This is a genomic window from Paenibacillus sp. FSL K6-2524, assembly GCF_038005525.1.
GTDB classification, from domain to species: Bacteria; Bacillota; Bacilli; order Paenibacillales; family Paenibacillaceae; genus Fontibacillus; species Fontibacillus anaericanus.
The window spans coordinates 1,829,726-1,851,929 of sequence record NZ_JBBOSP010000001.1; the positions used below are offsets into that span (position 1 = coordinate 1,829,726).

At 42.3% G+C, this 22,204-nt stretch carries 20 protein-coding genes; 12 read left to right on the forward strand and 8 right to left on the reverse strand.

The genetic code is table 11. From position 1 onward, the window contains the following. Window positions 1-74: 74 nt before the first annotated feature. Complete coding sequence (locus tag NST85_RS08080) at window positions 75-1,046, reverse strand: 2-hydroxyacid dehydrogenase (RefSeq protein WP_127192485.1); 972 nt, start codon at window positions 1,044-1,046, stop codon at window positions 75-77. A 195-nt stretch (window positions 1,047-1,241) separates the two neighbouring features. Between NST85_RS08080 and NST85_RS08085 the strand changes: the two genes are divergently transcribed. Beyond that, window positions 1,242-2,738 carry a copper amine oxidase N-terminal domain-containing protein gene (locus NST85_RS08085; RefSeq protein WP_341189045.1) on the forward strand — a complete coding sequence of 499 codons (1,497 nt, stop codon included), beginning with the start codon at window positions 1,242-1,244 and terminating at the stop codon, window positions 2,736-2,738. A 120-nt stretch (window positions 2,739-2,858) separates the two neighbouring features. Here the strand turns inward: NST85_RS08085 and NST85_RS08090 are convergent, their stop codons facing one another. Further along, a complete protein-coding gene (locus NST85_RS08090) occupies window positions 2,859-3,347 on the reverse strand; it encodes a flavodoxin domain-containing protein (protein ID WP_341189046.1) in 489 nt (162 codons plus the stop codon). A 205-nt stretch (window positions 3,348-3,552) separates the two neighbouring features. On the opposite strand from NST85_RS08090, the gene NST85_RS08095 reads away from it, so the two are divergent. The 6 genes from NST85_RS08095 (at window position 3,553) to NST85_RS08120 (ending at window position 8,167) form a co-directional block, all read left to right on the forward strand. After that, window positions 3,553-3,963: a NusG domain II-containing protein gene (locus NST85_RS08095; protein ID WP_341189047.1), complete on the forward strand. Its 411-nt coding sequence runs from the start codon at window positions 3,553-3,555 to the stop codon at window positions 3,961-3,963. 136 nt (window positions 3,964-4,099) lie between these two features. Further along, window positions 4,100-5,326 carry a GTP-binding protein gene (locus NST85_RS08100; protein ID WP_341189048.1) on the forward strand — a complete coding sequence of 409 codons (1,227 nt, stop codon included), beginning with the start codon at window positions 4,100-4,102 and terminating at the stop codon, window positions 5,324-5,326. A 34-nt stretch (window positions 5,327-5,360) separates the two neighbouring features. Further along, window positions 5,361-5,510: a 50S ribosomal protein L33 gene (gene rpmG / locus NST85_RS08105; RefSeq protein ID WP_127192480.1), complete on the forward strand. Its 150-nt coding sequence runs from the start codon at window positions 5,361-5,363 to the stop codon at window positions 5,508-5,510. Between the two features lie 26 nt (window positions 5,511-5,536). Continuing rightward, on the forward strand, window positions 5,537-6,253 hold the full coding sequence (locus NST85_RS08110; RefSeq protein ID WP_127192479.1) for a metal ABC transporter ATP-binding protein: 717 nt from the start codon (window positions 5,537-5,539) through the stop codon (window positions 6,251-6,253). Next, complete coding sequence (locus NST85_RS08115) at window positions 6,190-7,080, forward strand: metal ABC transporter permease (RefSeq protein ID WP_127192478.1); 891 nt, start codon at window positions 6,190-6,192, stop codon at window positions 7,078-7,080. Before NST85_RS08110 ends, NST85_RS08115 begins: the two co-directional genes overlap by 64 nt. After that, window positions 7,067-8,167: a metal ABC transporter substrate-binding protein gene (locus NST85_RS08120; protein ID WP_445671174.1), complete on the forward strand. Its 1,101-nt coding sequence runs from the start codon at window positions 7,067-7,069 to the stop codon at window positions 8,165-8,167. The genes NST85_RS08115 and NST85_RS08120 overlap by 14 nt, the downstream gene beginning before the upstream one ends. An 11-nt stretch (window positions 8,168-8,178) precedes the next feature. Here the strand turns inward: NST85_RS08120 and NST85_RS08125 are convergent, their stop codons facing one another. From NST85_RS08125 to NST85_RS08135, 3 genes are all read right to left on the reverse strand, one after another. Continuing rightward, window positions 8,179-8,784: a DUF2087 domain-containing protein gene (locus NST85_RS08125; RefSeq protein WP_127192476.1), complete on the reverse strand. Its 606-nt coding sequence runs from the start codon at window positions 8,782-8,784 to the stop codon at window positions 8,179-8,181. A 219-nt stretch (window positions 8,785-9,003) separates the two neighbouring features. After that, complete coding sequence (locus NST85_RS08130) at window positions 9,004-10,281, reverse strand: DEAD/DEAH box helicase (RefSeq protein WP_127192475.1); 1,278 nt, start codon at window positions 10,279-10,281, stop codon at window positions 9,004-9,006. 283 nt (window positions 10,282-10,564) lie between these two features. Continuing rightward, window positions 10,565-11,116 carry a 50S ribosomal protein L25 gene (locus NST85_RS08135; RefSeq protein WP_127192474.1) on the reverse strand — a complete coding sequence of 184 codons (552 nt, stop codon included), beginning with the start codon at window positions 11,114-11,116 and terminating at the stop codon, window positions 10,565-10,567. A gap of 324 nt (window positions 11,117-11,440) precedes the next feature. Between NST85_RS08135 and NST85_RS08140 the strand changes: the two genes are divergently transcribed. From NST85_RS08140 to NST85_RS08150, 3 genes are all read left to right on the forward strand, one after another. Next, window positions 11,441-11,845: a GNAT family N-acetyltransferase gene (locus tag NST85_RS08140; protein ID WP_127192473.1), complete on the forward strand. Its 405-nt coding sequence runs from the start codon at window positions 11,441-11,443 to the stop codon at window positions 11,843-11,845. A 187-nt stretch (window positions 11,846-12,032) separates the two neighbouring features. After that, window positions 12,033-13,757, forward strand: coding sequence for a cellulase family glycosylhydrolase (locus tag NST85_RS08145; RefSeq protein ID WP_127192472.1), 1,725 nt, complete (start codon window positions 12,033-12,035; stop codon window positions 13,755-13,757). Window positions 13,758-13,945: 188 nt separating this feature from the next. Then, window positions 13,946-14,956, forward strand: coding sequence for an aminoglycoside phosphotransferase family protein (locus tag NST85_RS08150; RefSeq protein ID WP_127192471.1), 1,011 nt, complete (start codon window positions 13,946-13,948; stop codon window positions 14,954-14,956). 102 nt (window positions 14,957-15,058) lie between these two features. Here the strand turns inward: NST85_RS08150 and NST85_RS08155 are convergent, their stop codons facing one another. Continuing rightward, window positions 15,059-17,332 (reverse strand): MFS transporter, encoded by a 2,274-nt coding sequence (locus NST85_RS08155; RefSeq protein WP_341189050.1) that lies wholly within the window; start codon window positions 17,330-17,332, stop codon window positions 15,059-15,061. Window positions 17,333-17,456: 124 nt separating this feature from the next. On the opposite strand from NST85_RS08155, the gene NST85_RS08160 reads away from it, so the two are divergent. After that, the gene (locus NST85_RS08160) at window positions 17,457-17,726 is read left to right on the forward strand and encodes a PQ-loop domain-containing transporter (protein ID WP_307394217.1); all 270 of its coding nucleotides are present in this window, start codon (window positions 17,457-17,459) and stop codon (window positions 17,724-17,726) included. A gap of 123 nt (window positions 17,727-17,849) precedes the next feature. Here the strand turns inward: NST85_RS08160 and NST85_RS08165 are convergent, their stop codons facing one another. Next, entirely contained in the window at window positions 17,850-18,557 is a 708-nt protein-coding gene (locus NST85_RS08165) for a DNA alkylation repair protein (protein WP_341189051.1), read from the reverse strand. A 118-nt stretch (window positions 18,558-18,675) separates the two neighbouring features. Further along, window positions 18,676-20,187, reverse strand: coding sequence for a 23S rRNA (uracil(1939)-C(5))-methyltransferase RlmD (rlmD, locus tag NST85_RS08170; protein ID WP_341189052.1), 1,512 nt, complete (start codon window positions 20,185-20,187; stop codon window positions 18,676-18,678). A 165-nt stretch (window positions 20,188-20,352) separates the two neighbouring features. Here rlmD and recQ point away from each other — a divergent pair, with 165 nt between their 5' ends. Then, window positions 20,353-22,194: a DNA helicase RecQ gene (gene recQ, locus NST85_RS08175; protein ID WP_127192467.1), complete on the forward strand. Its 1,842-nt coding sequence runs from the start codon at window positions 20,353-20,355 to the stop codon at window positions 22,192-22,194. Window positions 22,195-22,204: the final 10 nt, after the last annotated feature.

Sequence of the window (22,204 nt, forward strand, 5' to 3'; positions counted from 1 at the left end):
CCGGAATACCTATATAGGATCCCGGGTTCACTTTTTGTTTAAAATGAGCAGTGATTTTATATGTTATATGGACTCTAGGAACGTAATTCCTTCACCAAGTTCGCAGGAGTTTCACCTTGTAGTGCACTGACCAGGCTCTGTGCGGCTAGCATCGCCATTTCAAACCGAGTTTGTTCCGTGGAGGAACCAATATGCGGTAGGGTTATAACATTTGGCAGAGACAGCAACGGGTTGTCATGAGCAAGGGGTTCTCGTTCAAATACATCCAGACCAGCCCCATAAATTTTATTTGTTTGCAGCGCCTTGATTAATGCTTCTTCATCAACCGTTGCCCCACGAGATGCGTTGATAAATACGGAAGTTGGCTTCATTAATGCCAGTTCCTCTGCACCAATTAAATGGTGGGTTTCTGGAGTTAGGGGAGTCATCAGCACGATGAAGTCACTTTTTCGTAGTAAGTCCTGTAGCGAGCAATACTCTGCCTCTAGAGTAGCCTCGACTTCAGGTTTCCGAGTACGGTTATGATACAGAATGTTCATCCCGAATCCCCATTTTCCTCTGTGTGCTACGGCCTCGCCAATTCCACCCATTCCGATGATACCCAGTGTCTTGTGATGGACGTCAATTCCAAATAAGTTCTCATCATCCCCACGCTTCCAATTACCTTCTCTAACGTACCGATCCATTTCAGGAATGCGGCGAGCGGTGGACAAGATAAGTGCAAATATTAAATCTGCAACTGTGTCATTCAGGACTTGAGGAGTATTCGTGCCCAGAATCCCCCGGGCTTTCATCGCTTCTAGATCAAAATTGTTGTAACCAACACTAATCGTACTGACTGCACGTAGACGAGGGGCGTGGTCCAGTAACTCCTGATTGATTTTACCACCTGAGATCAACAATCCTTCAGCGTTACTCAAATTCTCAAGCAGAACTTCACGAGGAATCGGGCCCGGTTGGTCCCACTTACTATAGTTGCAGTGTTTCCCGATATAATCTTCTACTTCTGTAGGAACTTTTCTTGCGATATAAACAGTTGGTTTCATGATGTATGCTCCCTTCTGAAACGGAATGATAGGTTGATATTCTTATTTTAACAGAAAAAAATTACGAGTAGTGGCTACTTGTTATCAATCTAATGATCTAGACAAAACACAGACGTGATTTAACTCACTATTTACAAAAGGAGTACAAATGAAGATAATGGGAATTAGTAATGTAACGAAAGGGGAAATTTTAACGTGAAAAAAAGATTAAAAAGGATTTCGATTCCAATAATCCTACTCCTGGTCATGCTTACGGGATGTACGTCAATTGGAGGACTTGATATCAACAAGGCTTTGATAGGAAATCTATCGCAGAAATCGAGTGAATCAAAGCAGACCCTATCGCTAGAAGTTGTTCCAGGCACAGGTAACTTGACCATGGAACAGAAGAAAGTCATCGAACTTATTAATTCATTATCCATAAATATTGATAGCGCTAAAGTGAAAGATACTAGTGCTGTATCCATCAAAGGATCTGTGGGTTACCAAGGTAAGAAGCTCCCTATTCAGTTCTCGATGGATGAGACGGGTCTTGTTGTCCAAGTGGAAGGCGCTAAGAAGCCAATCTACATATCTACGGATACATCGGATCTCGGTATTCCTGACATGACGCAATACAATGAGAAAGTACAAGAACTTACGATCCAAGCAATGGGCTTGGTTATGAAGCATATCCCGAACCCTTCTAAGATCGCAGTGAAACAATCGCAGGAGAAAATTAATGGGGAATCGGTGAACCTAACTAATCTACATGTGGAACTTAGCGGAGATGAGCTGCTTGGTCTGATTAAGCCATTTCTGACTAATTTGTCAAAAGACGAACAAGGCTTAAAGGAAATTATCGGTGTAATTTACGACGTTACTAGTTCACTGTATGAAAGTGAGTTTGAAGTAGAGGGAGAATTTTCCCTGCTGAATTCCAAAGAAGTTGAAGTAGCAGCTATCTTTGGAGTTGTGCAACAAGGCCTTACAGAGCTGTTGGCTAACTATGATACGCAAGTGGCCGCTTTGCTTGATGAAACACCTGAGCTTGCGACTGTATTGGGCAAAGATACTTTGTTAAAGGTTGACTTGTACTTTGATAGTGCTCAGAATATTCGCAAACAAGTGATGGATCTTCAAATTGCCATTCCTCAGTCCGAAGAACTACCAATCCAAGCTATTAAAATTCACAGTGAAAGTGAATCATGGAATATTAATGGAAATGTAGTGCTTGATAAGATCGATACTTCAGCTGGAGTGCTAGATGTAACAGATGGAGAGATAACACCAGGCCAGATTCTACGGAACTTTGAACCAAGCTCAGAGGTTTATAAGTTGTTGAAGAATGAATTAAATGTAACGCAAAAATACTTCGTGATCGATACACAAAGTGATTATTACGGCGTAATTACTAAGAACAATACTTCGTTCGTACCTCTTCGATATTTGTCGGAGCAATTGGATGCGGAGGTCAAATGGGTGAAAGGTTCGAACCAAATCGTCATTATTGACGATATCACAGGTGTGAATATTACGATCACCGTGGGTTCGAAGGAGGCTAAAGTAGGTGACAATACCGTTACGTTAGCTCAACCGGCATTTATCCATAAGGATGGAACAACTTATATTCCTTTACGCTTTATCGCTGAGTCGCTAGGTGCGCAAGTGCATAGTGATTCAGATGGTTGGATTACGATCGAACGTCAATAATTGACTATACGGTTCCACAACGAAAGGACTCCCCCGATTCATTGAGGGAGTCCTTTTGATATGAACAAGATAATATAAGTACTGTAACACTTGGATTGATGAACTTAACAGCGTTATAAATTATGCGAGATTCATCTTCTCTGAAAAACGGGTGACCGAATCCCATAGAATCTCGGGTGATGGTTTACCACTTTTTTGCGCTGATTTAAGGATCATTCCAGTAATTAATTTATCGAAGAACTTCATTTTATTCCTCTCTAGTTCCCCGCCAAAACAATCTTTGATTACTGCATGTTCCAGCAACTCTGCTGGAAAGGCCTCCACCATGTACTGATTGATATTCTCGGGATTTCCACAGCAGATAAATAACCCGATCTTTTTCTGTTTAAGTAAGTCCAAGTTATCTACACAAAATTGTTTGCTCGCTTTTTGAAATTGGCCGAAGTAGATCGAGCCGCCAATAATGACCTTGTTATATGGAGAAAGGTTGGGTGGACTATCCCGATTAAGATTGATGGTTTCAATGGGTCCAGTTAGGCTTTTCTTTAATGTATCCACGCACTTTTCGGTACTGCCATATTTCCCTGCATATAATATCAAAGTGCTCATTATTATATCCCCTTTTATTATCCATATATTTCTATTAAGTATAGATCGAGGGGGCTTTACTGTAAGCGATATTGATCATAAGAGATGAAGCGTATGGATGAATCACACAGTTATGGATTGACAAACTCAACAAAAGTTCATAGTATAAGATTTATTAATCGTAATAATTACGAATATAAAGTAAAATTACAACAGAAGGAGATTTATGATCAAACTGAAGCGTGGCGATATTTTGTTGATCATTATTATTATTTTGGTCGGCTCAATATGGATAGGACTAAGATATTATAACGAGAAAACTCAGGTGTATGATCCCTCTAGCTTAAATGCGGTGATTACCGTAAATGGGAAATTTTACGAGAAGGTTTCTCTTGCAGGAGAGGAGCACAATATCGAGATCAAAACAGAGTTCGGTCACAACATATTGAAGGTGTTCGACAACGGAATTCAAATGGTATATGCCGACTGTCCAAAGAAGATATCCATGGCTATGGGTTTCATTTCACGGCCAAATGAGAGTATTGTTTGTGTTCCTAACCGTATTTTTGTAGAAATAGTAAGTGATGAATCCACTGTAACAGATACGGATGATGGGATCGATGCATATGTCCGATAAAAGTAAGTTTGACTATTCATTTGAATAATAATAACTCAACGCAAGTTGACAAAATGTATCTGAGGGATTATATTGTACTTTAATAATCGTAATAATTACGATTAAGTAACTTTTATGTTAGAAAGGGGCGACTTTTTTGAGTCAAAAGAAAATACCAGTAACCGTGCTCTGTGGTTATTTAGGGTCTGGTAAAACCACACTGTTAAATCATATTCTCAATAATCGTAAAGGGTTGAAGGTTGCGGTTATTGTAAATGACATGAGCGAAATAAATATTGATGCCGATCTGGTGAGCGCTGGGGGGAATCTATCGCGTACAGAAGAGAAGCTGGTGGAGATGTCGAATGGGTGCATATGCTGTACTCTTCGAGACGACTTGATTAAAGAAGTTGAAAAATTAGCATTGGAAGACAGATTTGATTATATTCTGATCGAATCGACGGGGATTAGCGAGCCGATCCCGATTGCTCAGACATTTTCTTATGAGGATGTGGACAGCGGAATTGACCTGACATCTCTGGCTAAATTGGACTGCATGGTCACTGTAGTAGATGCTTATCGGTTCTGGCATGACTTCTCTTCTGGGGAAACATTGTTGGAGCGAGGGGAAGCAACGGGGGAAGAAGATACTCGCGATGTGGTTGATCTATTGATCGACCAAATTGAAACTTGTGATGTGTTGATATTGAATAAATGCGATTTAGTAGAGGGAAATGAATTGAACGAACTGGAAGGTGTACTTCGTAAATTACAACCTGGAGCCAAGCTTATCAGAGCACAGAACGGGATTGTTGAACCAGAAGAAATTTTAAACACTGGACTATTTGATTTTGATAAGGCGAGCATGTCGGCTGGATGGATTAAAGAATTGGAGCAAGAGATACATACACCTGAAACGGAGGAGTATGGAATCAGTTCCTTCGTGTATCGGCGCAGAAAACCTTTCCATCCTGAGCGATTGGCCGAGTATATGGCAGACTGGCCTGTGGAAGTTGTCAGAGCGAAGGGGCTGATCTGGATTTCAGTTGAATCTGACCTGGCTGCGAGCTTTAGTCAGGCGGGACCTTCCATTCAGTTCGGTCCAGCAGGTCGGTGGCTGGCAGCGTTGTCTCCTGAAGAGCAACAAGACGTTTTCTCAAATGACCCGGAGGTGCTACAGACTTGGGATGACATGTGGGGAGATCGGATAACTGAGGTCGTTCTTATCGGTATCGATATGGATAGATCCGAAATCGAGAATCAGTTGGATCTATGTCTTTTGACTGCAGAGGAAATGGATATGGACTGGGCGAGCTTTAACAATCCACTTCCATGGCTCAGTGATGATGAGCTTAATCCTAACTCTAGCGTTGTAGGTCTTTAACAAACTAATCATTTCATTGAAGGAGGTTACGAATATGCGGGTAGTTGTAACATTGGCATGTACGGAATGTGGAGATAGAAACTATACAACAACTAAGAATAAACGGAATCATCCCGAGCGTTTGGAGCTAAAAAAGTATTCTCCTCGGTTGAGAAGATATACGATGCATCGGGAAACTAGATAGGAATGAATGGATAAAGAGGGGCGCGTATGATTTTATCTTCTATGAAAAATGTAGTTTTCGGGTATGGGCAAGCTCCTGTTCTGAACGGGGTTTCTCTAGATATACATTGTGGAGAGTTCGTAGGAATTACTGGTCCGAACGGAGCAGCCAAAACTACAATGCTCAAATTGTTACTTGGTTTACTTAAGCCTTGGAGCGGAACGGTGCAATTAAATGAGAAAGCACTAGATGGAAATAAGCTGCGAATTGGCTATGTACCACAAAATGTTGCTTCTTTTAACAGTGGTTTCCCTAGCCATGTATTGGAGCTAGTCAAATCGGGCTGCTATTCGCGGCTCGGTTTGTTCAAGCGATTTACATTAGAGCAAGAAGCTGTAGTAGAACAAAGTCTTAAGCAAGTAGGGATGTGGGAATATAGGAACCGCAGAATCGGTGAGTTGTCAGGGGGACAGAAGCAGCGGATTTGTATCGCTAGAGCTCTTTCTGGAGAGCCGAATGTATTGATTCTGGATGAGCCGACTGCAGGGATGGACCAGCAGAGCCGAATTGGATTCTACCAATTAATGAGGCACTGTGTAACAACACACGGAATTACGGTCATTATGGTTACCCATGGCCTGGAAGAATCCAACCAATATCTTGACCGCGTAATATCTTTGGAACAAAGGGAAAGTGAGGAGTGGCAATGTTTGAGTACGAGTTCATGCAGCGTGCGTTTTGGGCCGGAGCATGTATCGGAATAATTGCACCGATGCTAGGAGTCTATCTGATGCTTAGACGTCAGGCGCTGATGGCAGATACACTTTCGCATGTCTCATTGGCCGGAGTAGCTTTAGGGTCCGTGCTTGGTCTCAATCCAGTGGTTTACGGGTTTGTTGTTGCTGTGATCGGCGGCATCCTGGTTGAACAATTGAGGCGAACTTACAGAACCTATAGTGAGGTTCCAGTCGCAATTATCATGACCTCAGGATTAGCTCTTGCCATTGTTCTAATGAGCTTTCGTAGTAATTTGAATAAGAGTTTTAGTTCATATTTATTTGGGTCAATCGTGGCTGTTAGCGATATACAATTGTGGTTGATTGCCTGTGTTGCACTTGTGGGTGTTGGTTATTTCTTTGTCCTAAGAAGGCCACTTTATAATTTGACATTTGATGAAGAAACGGCACAGATTGGTGGAGTACGTGTCAGAGGCCTAACGTTTTCATTTGCTGTATTAACCGGTATGACGGTGGCTGCTGCGATGCCGATTGTTGGCGTTCTGCTCGTATCCTCTTTGATGGTTCTTCCTGCCTCATTGGCGTTACGTTTAGCAAAAGGATTTACAGCGGCTATAGTTATGGCTGTGATTATCGGGTTAATGGGTATATTCAGCGGATTGACCGCTTCTTATTATATCAACACACCTCCGGGAGGAACCATCGCGTTAACTCTGCTGATTTTTCTGCTGGTTGGGATTGCATATCAACGTTTACGACTTGTACTTCATAAACGAAGAGCCCGTACTAGCTGGGGAAAAGTACTTAATGAACAAGAATATCAAAATAAAGGAGAGTCTCATTTTGAAATTTAAAAACCAAAAATTCATAGCATTTTTATTAGGATTGATTTTAATTGTCTCTGGTTGTGGTGGGGGAGTTAACAACAGTGATACTGTGGTAAATAACGCTAATTCGACGGAATCAGGAAATAAAACGGTAGTTCAAACGAAAAAATTAAAGATTCAAGTTAGCATCTACCCGATGTATGAATTTACTAAAAATGTTGCTGGCGATCTCGCAGAGGTGGAAGTTCTAGTCCCTGGCGGAATGGAACCCCATGATTGGGAACCTACGCCACAAGATCTCAAGAAAATAGCAGAGTCCGATGTTCTCGTCTATAACGGAGCGGGGATGGAAGGTTGGATTGATCAGGTACTGTCGGCTGTGAGCAATGACAAACTGGTGAAGATCGAAGCGAGTCATGGTCTGGATATTATGGAAGGTTCAGACGAAGAAGTCCATGAACATGAAGGAGAAGAAGCTCATGATCATGAAGGAGAAGAAGCTCATGATCATAATGGAGAAGAAGCTCATGAACATGAAGGAGAAGAAGCTCATGAACACGCTGAAGAAGGTCATCATCATGATCATGGTGGTCTGGACCCACATGTATGGTTATCCCCAACTTTGGCGATCAAGGAAGTCCGCAACATCGAAGCAGGGCTTGTCGAAGCAGCACCTGAGCATAAAGATGAGTTTAAGAAGAACGCAGACGAGTATGTAGCTGCACTAGAACAATTAGATCAGGAATTTAAAGATGGATTATCTAATACAAAGCGGAAAGATTTCATTACGCAGCATGCTGCTTTTGGTTATTTGGCTAAAGAATACGGACTAACACAGGTTCCGATTGCGGGCTTATCTCCTGAGCAAGAACCTTCTGCGGAGAAGATAACGGAAATCGTGAAGTTTGCGAAAGAACATCATGTGAAGACCATCTTCTTTGAGACGCTAGTTTCTTCTAAAGTGGCAGATACCATTGCGAAAGAAATTGGTGCACAATCGGCAGTACTTAATCCGATAGAAGGACTTACTGATGAAGACAAAGCCAACAATTTAGACTACTTGAGTATTATGCGTCAGAACTTAGAAGGTTTAAAAGCCGCTCTGAACGAATAGAAAAAAGATGTTCAAGATAATGTCTCCCATTTTGGCCACATTTCCTGAGGGTTTACCGTATAGTTTTCACGATCACGAATCATGTATTGATGCATAATAAATTCTCTACGAATGGTAGCATAATCATCATGGTATTGCTTAATGAATTCGTTGATCTCTTTCTCAGTATATGGATGGTTCGGTTCTAATGCAGATACAAGCTGTTGCAGCACGATTAGTTTTTTCTTGAGCTGTGCGGGCAAGTGCTTCAATTTTCCTTCCGATGTGAAAAAATTCTTGCTGACAGATTCTTTCAAACGTTGTTGTTGGATATTCATTTGCTCAAGCCCTCCGGTTGTATTGGTATCCTTATAAATTAGATCTGCTGTTGCAGTAGCGGTATTCTTAATGAAATAGTGATTGAGCGAAAAATAAACGGTATTCTTCTCCCTGCGTTCGTTGATTAGACTGGCTTCACGAAGTTTAGCAGTATGGTGAGTAATGGTGGCAGGTGTAACATATAATTTGTCTGCCAAAACTTGACCGTTAAGTTCACCACCCGCTAGGAGAATCAAGATTTTAATTCGGGTTGGATCGGACAGTGCTTTATGGTAATTCACAATTTTATCTAATTGCAAAAGGTTTATCTCTCCTTATAACTAATTTAATGAGCTTCTAATTTGATATATGTTAAATTAGATACTAATAGCATAGTTAATAATTGTCAACTATCGTGTTGAAGTCCTTCGTGATCATCCTAGTCTCAGTGACCTAACAAAAAAGAGCTTTAGCAGAAATATCACTCTGCTAAAGCTTTTTAACATCATTTTTTAGATCCAGATGAAGAGTCGTACTGCTTATCTAGCATCATACTTTTTAGGGAAGGATGTTTTTTTATTTGCAGAAGAATTAGAGTGGTTCCCCACTGGTTTCTTCTTGTGAGCTGGTTTGAACGACTTTGATACTGAGGTTACTTCCTTTGGTGGAGGAGTCATAATCAGCATTGGATATGGATGGTCTTTCACTTCTGGGATGGATTTCCCAATCACTTTAACAATATCCTTAAGATATGGCTTTTCTTCAATTTCGCAAAAGGAGATCGCAATTCCACTTAATCCAGCTCTTCCCGTACGTCCGATTCGATGCACATATGTTTCCGGAATATTAGGGAGATCGTAGTTGAATACATGCGAAAGTTCATCAATATCAATCCCTCGTGCAGCGATATCTGTTGCTACTAATACCCGTGTTGCACCACTTTTGAAATTGCTTAATGCCGTTTGACGGGCATTTTGTGATTTATTTCCGTGAATCGCCTGTGATGCAATATTCGCCTTGGTCAGTTCGCGTACAACGCGATCAGCACCGTGCTTTGTACGAGTAAATACAAGAGCTGAAGCGATGGATTTATCTTGCAGAAGATGAATTAGCAGTTTCTGCTTGTTTCCCTTATCTACAAAGTACATCGATTGTTGGATCTTATCTACAGTTGAAGAGACCGGTGTAATCTCTACCTTTACCGGATTAACAAGTATGGATTTGACCATGGTAGAAATTTCTGGCGGCATCGTTGCTGAGAAGAATAGAGTTTGTTTTTGCTTAGGCATTTTTGCGATGATACGTTTTACATCGTGAATAAAGCCCATATCTAGCATTCTGTCAGCTTCATCTAGTACAAAGATTTTGACATGTTGTAGATCGATAAGTTTTTGGTTCATCAAATCGATAAGTCTGCCAGGGGTTGCAACAACAATATCCGCACCTTGTTTAAGGGCGCGCTCCTGAGTGTTTTGTGAAACACCACCAAAGACAGCACAACTACGCAAGTTGGTGTATTTGCCATACGCTTGTAAGTTTTCGATAATTTGAATGGCTAGTTCTCTTGTTGGTGTTAGTATCAATGAACGAACTTGACGTTTCGTGCCTTTATTGCTCTGTTGTTGGCTTAATAGTTGTAAGATAGGGACTGCGAATGCCGCTGTTTTCCCTGTTCCAGTTTGCGCACAACCAAGTAAGTCTCTACCAGCTAACACGGGTGGGATTGCTTGTTCCTGTATAGGTGTCGGTGAAGTGTAGTTTTCATTGCTTAATGCTTTCAAAATTGCCGGTATAATATTCAAGTCTTTAAATGTCATTATGTCTCCTTAGTCTCAAAAAAGTATTGCGAAAAATCAGTTTGTTCCACGTCCAACTACTCGCATTCCTCTATTGTACCATCTAAAGCATCTTGGAGTTTATATTTTCAGTTATTACCAACATAGTGAACCATTTTACAAGAGATATAAAGGCGAGAAAGACCATGTTTGGTCAAGACTCCAGTTAGTGGACATTAAATGGGAGCTTGACTATCTACAGACGTAGATAACATGGTCTTTCTGTTATATATAATTATTTTTCTTATCGAAGATATAAATACAATTATAATTTAGGAGTGATAACGGATAATAGAAACTCATTAACTGAGGAGATCAATTCAACACCGCTAGGAATCTGTAGATTTCCAACTTGGAGAGAATCTCCAATTTCCAAATGACTAATGTCGATAGCTATCGAAGCAGGTAAGTCTGCAGGTAGTGCTTCGACTTCGATCATTGTCACTTGGGTTTGCAGAACGCCACCCTTTTTCGTACCAATTGGGGTGCCAATATAATCAACCATAACCCATGTACGAACAATCTCCTTATGATTCACTCGTAGAAAATCAGCATGGATCAAGTCTCGGGATACCGGATCCCTTTGAATGGCTTCAAGAAGTACCGGAATCGGTTCAGTTCCCTCCAAATTTAATTCAAGCACACCTGTTCCACCGTTTCTTGCCCAGCGTTGGAACTCTTTTAACGCAACGTGAATCATGGTCGTATCTTCATTGGGACTCATGATTATACCGGGAAGACGGCCCTCTCTGCGTAAAGATTTCAATCCATTTCGGTTTGTTGGTTGACGTAGCTCCGCCTGAAAACATGCTCTCATTACAATCGACTCCTCATTATACTTAATTTTTTTGTGCTCCCAAAAGCCTTTCTCTTAACTTACCTAGAATTGCCCCGCCCACGCGGGGATGGAAGAGCACCATCACATCACCACCTTAAATACATTTAATGTAAACCTGGTTACATACGCGCGAAGGCACCTCGTTCCAGTGGAACGAAATGCCTCGTAAGTGATACCATAGCATAAAGCTACCAGACTGTCGAATATACGAGAATTAATAAACCGTGAACGGAAGTGTGATGTAGAGAAATGATCATTACGTGATTTTTTAATATAATAGATGATAAGAGAGGAAGGATCGAAATGAGTATTTACTACACATCAAGTAAAGAGGGCATTACAGAAGAAGCTCTTGAAGAGTTGTTCTTATCAGTGGATTGGGAGTCTGGTAAATATCCAAAGCAACTTTTACAAGCAATCGAAGGGTCGCACTCCGTTGTAACAGCATGGGATGAAGGCAAGCTTGTCGGGTTAGTAAATGCTTTATCTGATGGTGTTTTAACGGCATATTTTCATTACGCACTTATTAATCCAAGTTATCAGAGTAATGGTATTGGTAAGGAACTGATGAACATGATGCTTGAGCGATATAAAGGGTATAAATCAAAAGTATTAATTTCATATCCTGATGCAGTGAACTTCTATATTAGACTTGGGTTCAAATCAGAAGATGGAAGTAAGCCCATGTATATTTCAGAGTTGGTATGATGATTAACTAACGGAAAATGAGAACCCAAGAACCCACTCTTAACGGAGCGGGTTTATTTTTTATCCTACAGCCGCTAATTTGACTCACTGATTTACATATGATTTTTCCATAAATTATTACGGTATTTTAAGAAGATGCAGCATGATAAATTAGTTAATAGAAAACGCTTACAAAAAGGAGAATGATATGATAACGAGTAGAAAAAAATCGATTTTGTCCTTAGCTATTGTTGCGAGTCTATTACTTTCTATGTTCTCAGCTTCTGTTTCCGCTGCCGATCCTAAAAAGGAACAGGAGGCTAAAAACGCGGCCAAAGGTAGTATCCAATCCTATGTTCAAGATATGCAGCCTGGTTGGAATTTGGGTAATACGCTTGATGCTACAGGAATTGACGAAACAACATGGGGCAACCCTCGTGTGACCAAAGAGTTAATTGAGCAGATCGCTGCTCAAGGATACAAGAGTATCCGGATTCCGATTACATGGGATCAGCACATAGGTGATGCACCAACCTATACGATCGAACAGGCATATATGAACCGAGTTCAAGAAGTTGTGGACTGGGCACTGGATGCAGATCTCTATGTTATGATCAACATCCATCATGACTCTTGGTTGTGGGTAAGCCACATGGAGAAGAAGCATGATGAAGTGCTTGCTCGTTATCAGGCGACTTGGACACAAATTGCGGATCGATTTAAGGATCACTCCAATAAGCTAATGTTCGAAAGTATCAATGAACCTCGTTTTACCGATGGGGGTACCGAGGATCGCGCGAAACAGAATGAGATGTTGTATGAACTGCTAACATCTTTCCATAAGATTGTTAGAGAATCAGGTGGGAAAAATGCGGTTCGTCCACTAGTTCTACCTACACGCGAGACCAACCCGTCTCAGGAAGATCTAGATGTGCTTTACAATACTATTGTTAAGCTGAACGATCCTAACCTGATTGCTACTGTGCACTTTTATGGTTTCTGGCCGTTCAGCGTGAACATTGCTGGATACTATAAGTTTGAGAAAGATACAACGAAAGATATCGTTACAACATTCGATAATGTCTCCAACACCTTTGTTGCCAAGGGGATTCCTGTAATTCTTGGTGAATATGGTCTACTTGGATTTGACAAGAACACGAATACAATCGAGCAAGGAGAGAAACTTAAGTTTTTCGAGTTTTTAACCAACACTCTCAGGGAGAAGAAAGTCACCAGTATGTTGTGGGATAATGGACAACATTTTAACAGAACAACATATAAATGGTCAGATGAAGAACTGATCAATATTATGAAAGCCGGTTGGAGCGGACGTTCGTCGACCGCGGAGTCTGACATCATCTATCTTGCTAAGGGCGCTGAGATTCAAGATGCTAAAGTGAACCTGAATCTAAATGGGAACCAGTTGACTGGAATCGTTACAAATGGACAAAAGTTGAAGCAAGGTGAGGACTTTGTGCTGAACGGTGAGGAGTTAGTCCTCAAATCAAGTCTGCTCACAAAGTTGACAACCGTAGGGAACCTTGGAGTCAATGCAGTATTGTCAGTACAGTTCAACAACGGACCTGACTGGAAGTTGAAATTAACCGTTAATGACAAACCGGTATTGCACAATGCTGAAGGAACGACAGAAGCTTTCGCTATTCCAACCAACTTTAACGGTAACCGCGTGGCTACGATGGAAGCGACATATGCCGCTGGCGGCAATGCAGGTCCGCAAGACTGGACTTCCTTTAAGGAATATGACAATACATTTAGTCCCTCTTTTATGACCGATGAAATCAAACTGCTTCCAGATTTCTTTAAGGATGTGAAAGACGGAGAAGTAATTTTGAAATTCCATTTCTGGAGTGGTGAGATCGTTACGTACACGATCACGAAGAGAGGGGACAACATTGTAGGTAAAACTTCTTAGAAAGAATCATTAGGTGCTATAACCAATTATATTGTCATAACAAGAGCGTTCAATTAAGGGGAAGACTCCCTTGAAGAACGCTCTTTTATTTACTGTGTACTTTTTGTCTTTGAATTTGTAGGATAATGGATATAAGATATTAAATGGGAACGTGAGTTCGAAAGAGATATTCTTAAGGAGATGGTCTTTTGACTACTGCAATCATTTTTTCACCGAATAAGTTAGGTTCTATAAGTGATTCTCAATTCCAGTCCATGCTTGATAGATTTAACTTGGGACGGCTCATATCATCTGAGAAAACGGAAAAGGGCGCCATGGGTCAGACTTGGTTTGTTACTTCGACGGAAGGGAAATTTGTATTTAAAGGTAACCCCTTGTTCCCTGGACAATTTGCTGAAGAGAAATATTTTGTTGAAAATATACATAATCGCACGGGGATCGCTGTCCCTACTCCTTATTTGATAGATGCTGCAGCAGATATTTTTGATTGGGAATATGCTTTAATGTCGTGTCTTTCTGGGAAACATATGAACTCGCAACAAATCAAAGATAATCTTAACTTAGAAGAAAAATTAAAGATAGCCGAACTAGTAGCTGAGACGCTCACGAACCTCCATAGCTGGAAAGTTGACGAATATGGTGAGTTAGACACGGAAACATTCACGATACGCCCTTTTGAGGATTCATATAGAGCATGGCTCTTCGATAGAATTAGATTTTGGGTGGAAGATGCTAAGAAGTACTCAGTCATAACATCACAAGATGTGCTATGGGTGGAAGAGTTGCTGGAAGCTTCGAAGTCTTCCTTTGACGAATTTAGTTCACCAACATTTGTAATGGGAGACTTTAAACCCGAAAACTTTCTCTTAGAATTGGAAAATAATAATTGGAGATTTAGTGGCCTATTCGATTTTACTAACGCTTATTTCGGCGACCCTCTAGCGGACTTAATAAAGATAATCACAATGTACATTAATTATGGAGAGGAAGAAGTAGCCAAGCGCCTATTATCCGTCTATTTACCACATCCTGAGCAAATAGAGGCTTATAAGGGGCGGATTAGAGTACACATGCTTCAACAGCGGATATTGGATTGGGGATGTGCTAAGGCAATGGGGATGGTTACATGGGATGATGACCTTTCATTCTCTGAATGGGTAGAATATTACACAGAGTCAGCGCTGAGTTTGGTAAAGTGACTTCACAAAAAATGTGAACCTTCTTATCTCTTTAAAATAGAACGATAGTAAAGACGGCTGCCACCTGGCAGCCGTCTTTACGTTAAATGGCAGGATGATGTATTAAGGCGAACTATTTACTGCAACATCTTCATTTTGGATGCCGATATTACCGATCAATATCGTGCCGTTCTTTGTTTTATCAAATACAAAACCAATCTTGCTCAATTGCTCAGGCTGGAAATCCGGGTTGGTCTTTTTTAAATCGGCAAGGTTGAACGTAAAGTTTTGGAACACCGGCTCCTTCGTCGGTTGCGAAGCCGTGAATGGCCATTTTATGATGTTACCTTCGAACATGGGTAGTAAATAAGCTTCGCTGCTGAGAGGGAGGGACGCCACGTTACCGTCTCTGTCCTCTACATGGATGGTTAAATCGACGAGGGCGTCCTTGTCATGATTTGTTGTCTCGTTATTCCGGTCAGCCATCGAAAAAACGATGGAACTCGTTTCCCGTACATCGAGACTACCATCTGGCAAAACAACGGTGTAGGAGGGAGTGCCGGGTGTCGCAGCACTGTCCCATCCGAGACGTACTGCACTGTATATGTCGGGCGCAAATTTCAGCTCGACTTTTTCCTCTCTCCACTGTTTCAAATGTTCTCCGATCATCCTTCCTCCTGCCAAGGTCGTCGTACTGAGATCGATGTCTTCGTCAAAGCTACTAATGAGCTTTGTATTTGAGTCCATATAGTTGCTGATATACATGGTGTCCGGTAGCCACTCTCGAGCATAACCAATATCTTGGAACATGGACCGATATTCGCTTTTTCCTTTCAATGTCGTATCTAGGAAGGACGAGATGAACACTTTGGCCGCTTGTAGCTGCTCTTCCTGCGGTATCAGTTGAGCGATATTGAACAGTTTATTGCCTAGTCCTATATTGTCGTTACTTCCCCAAGTGGTGTTGAATTGGCCGTGATTCGCACCATAAATGTATACCGATGCTTTAAAAAAATCACTGTCGTTTGAAAAGCCGATTCGACTGTATTGGCTCGCACTGGAAAATGAGCTGACATCCATGTCGTGTGTGCCGTGCAAAGTTAAATAGTTCAAATCTTTTAGCGGAGTCGGTTGTCCCGCAGGCTTGTATTGCCCGTCAGTACCCGCAATCGAAATGACGGATTGGATACCAAAGTTGTAGTCGAATTTGATGTTTCCATTTTCCGGGGAGGCGGGCAGCTTGTTATACGCCGCTGCGACCGTTACCGCCTCGCCGCCGCGAGAGTGACCGATCAGAGCGATCTGGCTCATGTCCGCTTTACCGAAAAACGGATTATCCTTCGTCTTATTCCACTCGTTCCACACTTTCAGATGCTCTAACATCAACCATCCTCGTGCTGAATTTTCTTTCTCCAGCAGTTTGAGTGTAAACAAATCATCGTAAAGGGATGAATTGAGAAAATTTTCGTCTATGGATACAAAAATATACCCGCGACTTGCCAACAGCTTGCCCAAATATTCATATCCCGGGTCTGAATAATCGGTTGCGGTGTGGTTGCCATGAACGGTGACGATTAACGGAAACGATCCTTCGCCATCAGGATACCAGACTGATCCATTCAGCGGCATTTGATCTGGTCCGAAACCAAACGTATTTGAACGGTTAGACGACCATTTTTCCACAAAAGCTGATCCGTCCACCTGTTTTGTCACGAGTGATCCAGTCTGATTAAATTCCTTCCGATAACTGTTTGCGCTACCGTATGTCAACGTTTTGACCGTATACGGTCCTTGTTCAGCTGGGTTCGCTGCTGTCGTCCGGTAACGGTCCGCAGTTTTCATCGCTGATAACCGGTACGGCTTCGCCAAATCTGCATTGCCGTTGTCCAGCAGCCAATACCCGCCAATGCCAATGGTCCCTAGCGTAATTGCCAACAAAATCCCAGCGGTTACTTTCGAGACAAGCTTAGCCTCTCGGTATCTACCGGTTATCAATGAGGATAAGAGGGCTCCCAGTACAGAAAACACTAGAATTATTAATAATGGGAGGATAAACATCAATTGCATGGGCCCCATGAAGCTAATGAATAGCAAACAAAACGAAGCGATAGCAATCCAAACAAAACGTGAAGGCATTCGCTTGGTAACGTGAAGCACGCCTGCAATTACGCCGGTTACGAGCACAATCACAATTAAGAGCAATGACGTCCCCAGCAGATAATCGCCCAAACCGCGCGTTCCAAAAAAGGAATATCCTTGGATGAAATACAAGCATAATGCGACGATGGCTAATGCAATGGAGGCTCCCTTCCAGCTCGGAGCAAGTGGACTAATTCTTTTCCGTTTGTTCGTTAACCGTGGGGGTTGCCCCATCGGTTTCAATTCCATTTTTGACATGTAACTACCTCTTTTCCATATAAGAGCCTGTTCAAAATTGCCGCATTAGGTATAGAAAAATAAAGAATGCACAATCTGGGCTGCATCGCCATACAACAGTATATATAATAGGGGAGGTATAGCGATGTTGCTATCTGTATTACAACTCATTGGAGGAGCCATTCTTGCCTTAGGATATATACCACAAATCATTCAAATCATTCGAACAAAATCTGTATCAGATTTAAGTTTAAGATCGTACTTGCTGATGGTGGTAGGGATTAGCCTCATGGAAGCATATGCAATTAGTTTGGCAATTAGTGGTGTGGGTTTAGCTTTTTTGATTACTAATACTGTATCCTTATGTATTGTTTCTATTGTTGTTGTCCTTATTATGCGATATAAATCTCGTTAACGTTGTTCAATGGCTAAGCGGTTTTTAATGATATATAAAAGGGATACCATTTTTTTGGTGGTATCCCTCAATTTATTCATTTGTTTGTGATTATTGAACTATTTAAGCACGGATTCAAACATCCTAGCATCTTACATGTTTGCGTTTGAATCCAAGGATTCCTTTATCTACTGACTTCTGGATACGCTCTGAAGCGTGCAGATAGTTGTCTTTTTTCTTATTCCCTTTGACTGTTACAGGGCCAACTGCCTTTGCGATCTCGACCGCCATATCATGAAGAGGCAAATAGGATATCCCTACAGTAGAAATAAAATTATTCATTGTGTATTTCGCTCGTTCTGGTGCATCGTGAATCGCGCTTTCCACCATTTCAAGCATATTGGCTATTTTGCTTTCGGAAAATTGACTGTCCGGGCGATTACCCAGAAGCCAGCAGTAACAATTCCACCCCGCTGACATTTTCAACTCTTCTCCGCTAGCGATCCATTTATCAGCAACTTCTTGCGCAATGTCTGCTTCTGCCAAAGTTACGGCAACCACAAAATCGGACAGCATATAGAAATATGCCCCATCAATCCATCGCTCAAAATCCGTTCCAGTCATCGCTTTGGGATCCGCAATTATTCCGGCAAAATACATGGCATCATAGTTCCCTGTAGCGTAAAGCTGTTCTGCCAACGGTTGATTTATTTTTATTTTTCTAAAAAGGGGCTTCATTTCACCTGTTGCCACACCAAAAAGCGGCTCATGCGCACCATTGGATATGTAAATTTTTTTGAGTCGTTCCTTCCCAAGTGCTTCCAACTCCTGCATAACCGTTTCTAAATCCAAGTTTAACACTCCTTTGCCTAGAGATTTTATATCGTGATTATAGAAATGAAAGTAACTAAAAGCAACCTCGTGCAGTGAGAATTATCTCATTGCATGAGGTTGTTAATTCAATGTGAAACTAATTTCTAACCAATAACACTACTGCCTCCACCTGACTTGTTTGTGGGAACATATCGATAGGCTGCACCATTTCGATAGAATATCCACCTTCCATTAGGACTTTGCAATCCTTGGCGAGAGTGGATGGGTTACAGGATACATATACGAAACGTTTAGGTTTCGTACGCAGGACAGCCTCCATAAAACTTGGGTGGAGTCCAGTACGTGGTGGATCGGCAATGATAACGTCAGGTGAGAAGCCATTTTTAACCCAACGAGGCAATAGATCCTCTGCATAACCTTCGTAGAATGAGACATTACTACGTCCGTTAAGAGCCGCATTGTCCTTGGCATCTAACACAGCTTCCGTGATCGATTCTATCCCCCGAACCTCACGCGCATAAGGTGCGAGCCACAGACCAATCGTCCCTGTGCCGCAATAAGCGTCTACAACCGTTTCTTGGCCTGTTAATGCTGCGGCAACTCGGACTGATTCATACAGCTTGACTGTTTGCAGGGGATTCAGTTGGAAGAAGGCACGTGGCGACAGAGTAAATTCCAGGTCACCAAGAGACTCGCGAATCCCTTCCTCTCCCCAAATAAGCAGCGTTTTGTTCCCGAAAACAAGGGAGGTATTCTTCGGATTGACGTTCATGGAGATGCTGACGAGCTCTGGAATCGCCAGTCGAAGTTCTCTCACAAGCAAATCACGCTTAGGAAGTTTTTCGCTTGCAGTCACGAGCGTAAGTTGAAGTTGCTCAGATTGGAACCCCCAGCGTACAACGATTGTGCGAATCCATCCTAGGTTTCCACGGTCCTGGTCTTTATGGACTGGAATGTTTAGACTTTGAAGCACTTTTCTGGTCTTGTCTACAGCTTCATTTACCTTCGGATGTTGGATTGGACAACCCGTAATATCAACCAGCTTGTGAGAGTCAGTTCCATAAAGTCCAGCGATGATTTGTTCTTTTTGCATGCCAAGTTGAAGTTGTGCCTTGTTTCGGTAATCCCATGGATGTTCCATGCCGAGGATCGGCTTCATTTTCTTGAGATCTTGAATCCCTGCGAAGCGGGAAAACGCCTCGCGCACAATTTCTTCTTTACCCTGCAGTTGTCCTTCGTAGGAAAGATGCTGAATTTGACAGCCTCCACAAATACCGAACACAGGGCATGGAGCATCTATCCGATGAGGGGAGCGCTTTTCTATCTGCACAATTTCAGCCCCGATGAAATTACTCTCAGCACGGGTCACCTTGGCTTTAATGACTTCGCCCGGAAGCGCACCTACAATAAATACCGCCTTACGACGGTAATAGCCGACGCCTTCTCCATTTATTCCGAGTCTCTTTATAGTTACAATAATAGTATCTCCAATGTGTAACTCTTCGGCATGCTCGCGATCCTGTACCCGCAGAGCGGCCGGTCGTCCTACTGAAGGTTTAGTACCCGAGTGACGTTTTTTAGAGTTAGTCGGTGGTTGATGCCCTTTAGTTTTGTTAGTGGAACGATTTGATTCTTTTGGTTCATTCATAGTTTAATTCTCCATCCTTGAAATTTATTCAGTCTCAATATACCACGTAGTGGGTAGCAAGTACCATGTAGTCTCGAAGTCAATTTGCCCATTTTCTTCATCCCCGTTAAACTGGAAGTAGATAGAGGGTTTATAGAGCAAGAGAAACGTAAGGAGCTTATTAAGATGAATCTGCTGGAACTTCATATGGAACAAGCCCAATCTTTTTTGCAAAAATACTACGGTTACCCCGATTTCCGCGAAGGGCAGCGTAAGATCGTCGAGAGTGTGCTCTCAGGGTCCGATACACTTGGAATAATGCCTACAGGAGGCGGTAAGTCGGTCTGTTATCAGATTCCGGCTTTAATTCTGCCGGGGCTGACCTTGGTGGTATCACCATTAATTTCATTGATGAAAGATCAGGTGGATGCACTCACAACAATGGGAGTGCCTGCGGCTTATATTAACAGTACGTTATCTGGAAAAGAGGTAAATGATCGTATACGCGCTGCTAAACGTGGCGAAATCAAGCTACTCTATGTAGCTCCTGAGCGACTAGAACTGGATTGGTTCCGTGAGGAAATGAGCAGTTTAGAAATTTCCTGCGTTGCCGTGGACGAAGCGCACTGCGTTTCACAGTGGGGTCATGATTTTCGGACGAGTTATCTCGCCGTATCTCCATTTGTGAATAGCCTGCCAGAACGTCCGATTATCGCGGCATTTACAGCTACGGCGACACCGGAAGTCATGGACGACATGATCCGATTACTTCGGTTGGAGGATCCAGCCTTGTTCATGACAGGCTTGGGACGGGATAACCTGTCAATGTCTGTGTTACGTGGTGAGAATAAACGTGATTTCGTATTGAATTATGCAGAGACACATGCCCATCAACCCGGGATCGTGTATGCCGCAACTCGTAAAGAGGTGGATGATCTATACGAGCGTTTACGTCAATCGGGCATACCAGCCGGACGATATCATGCGGGTTTGCCAGACCGTGAGCGGGAGGAAAGTCAGGAAGCATTCCTCTATGACGATATCCGAGTGATGGTAGCGACGAATGCATTTGGTATGGGGATCGATAAATCGAACGTCCGATACGTCATTCATTACAATATGCCTAAGAACATGGAGGCTTATGTACAGGAAGCAGGACGTGCAGGGCGGGATGGAGAGCCCAGCGATTGTATTCTACTCTTTAGTCCACAGGATATTATGACGCAAAAGTTTCTGATTGAGCAGAATCCCCAAGATGGGGACCGCAAACGGAACGAATATCGTAAACTTCAGCAAATGATCGAGTATTGCTATTCAACCAGCTGTCTAAAGTGGGGAATGTTAGATTATTTCGGAGAAGCACATGACAGGAAGCCTTGCGGGATTTGTAGTTCCTGCCGGGATGAACGTGAGCTAGTCGATATGACAGTTGATGCACAGATTATTTTCTCTTGTATCCATCGGATGCGTGAACGCTTTGGTGTGTCACTGGTTGCCTCCGTACTAAAAGGTTCGCAGAACAAGAAGGTACTTCAATATGGGTTCGAGACGTTGCCTACCTATGGTATGATGCGCCGCCGCACGGAGAAGGAGATATCTGAACTCATTAATCTCTTAATTGCTGAAGGCTATCTAGCGTTGTCTGAAGGGCAATATCCTATTGTTCGTCTACTGCCGCTATCAGTTGATGTGTTAAAAGGGCAACATCAGGTCATGATGCGAGCACCTGAGCCTATTCTGTCCAAAACGGCGAGCAGTAGCAGTAACCGGCGAAGAGGATCTGCATACGATGACGGACCATCGGCAGTTAATGAGACCGTATTTGAACAACTTCGTCTTATTCGTCGTGAACTGGCAGAGAGGGACCGGGTCCCTTCTTATATTATTTTCAATGATGCAACACTGCGTGAGATGAGTCTTGTTTGTCCAACGAGTGAGTCGGACATGCTGAGGATAAAAGGGGTCGGCGAGGTCAAATATCGCAAGTATGGTCGACCGTTTCTGGAATTTTTTCAAAATATGGAATAGGGTTGTGAAT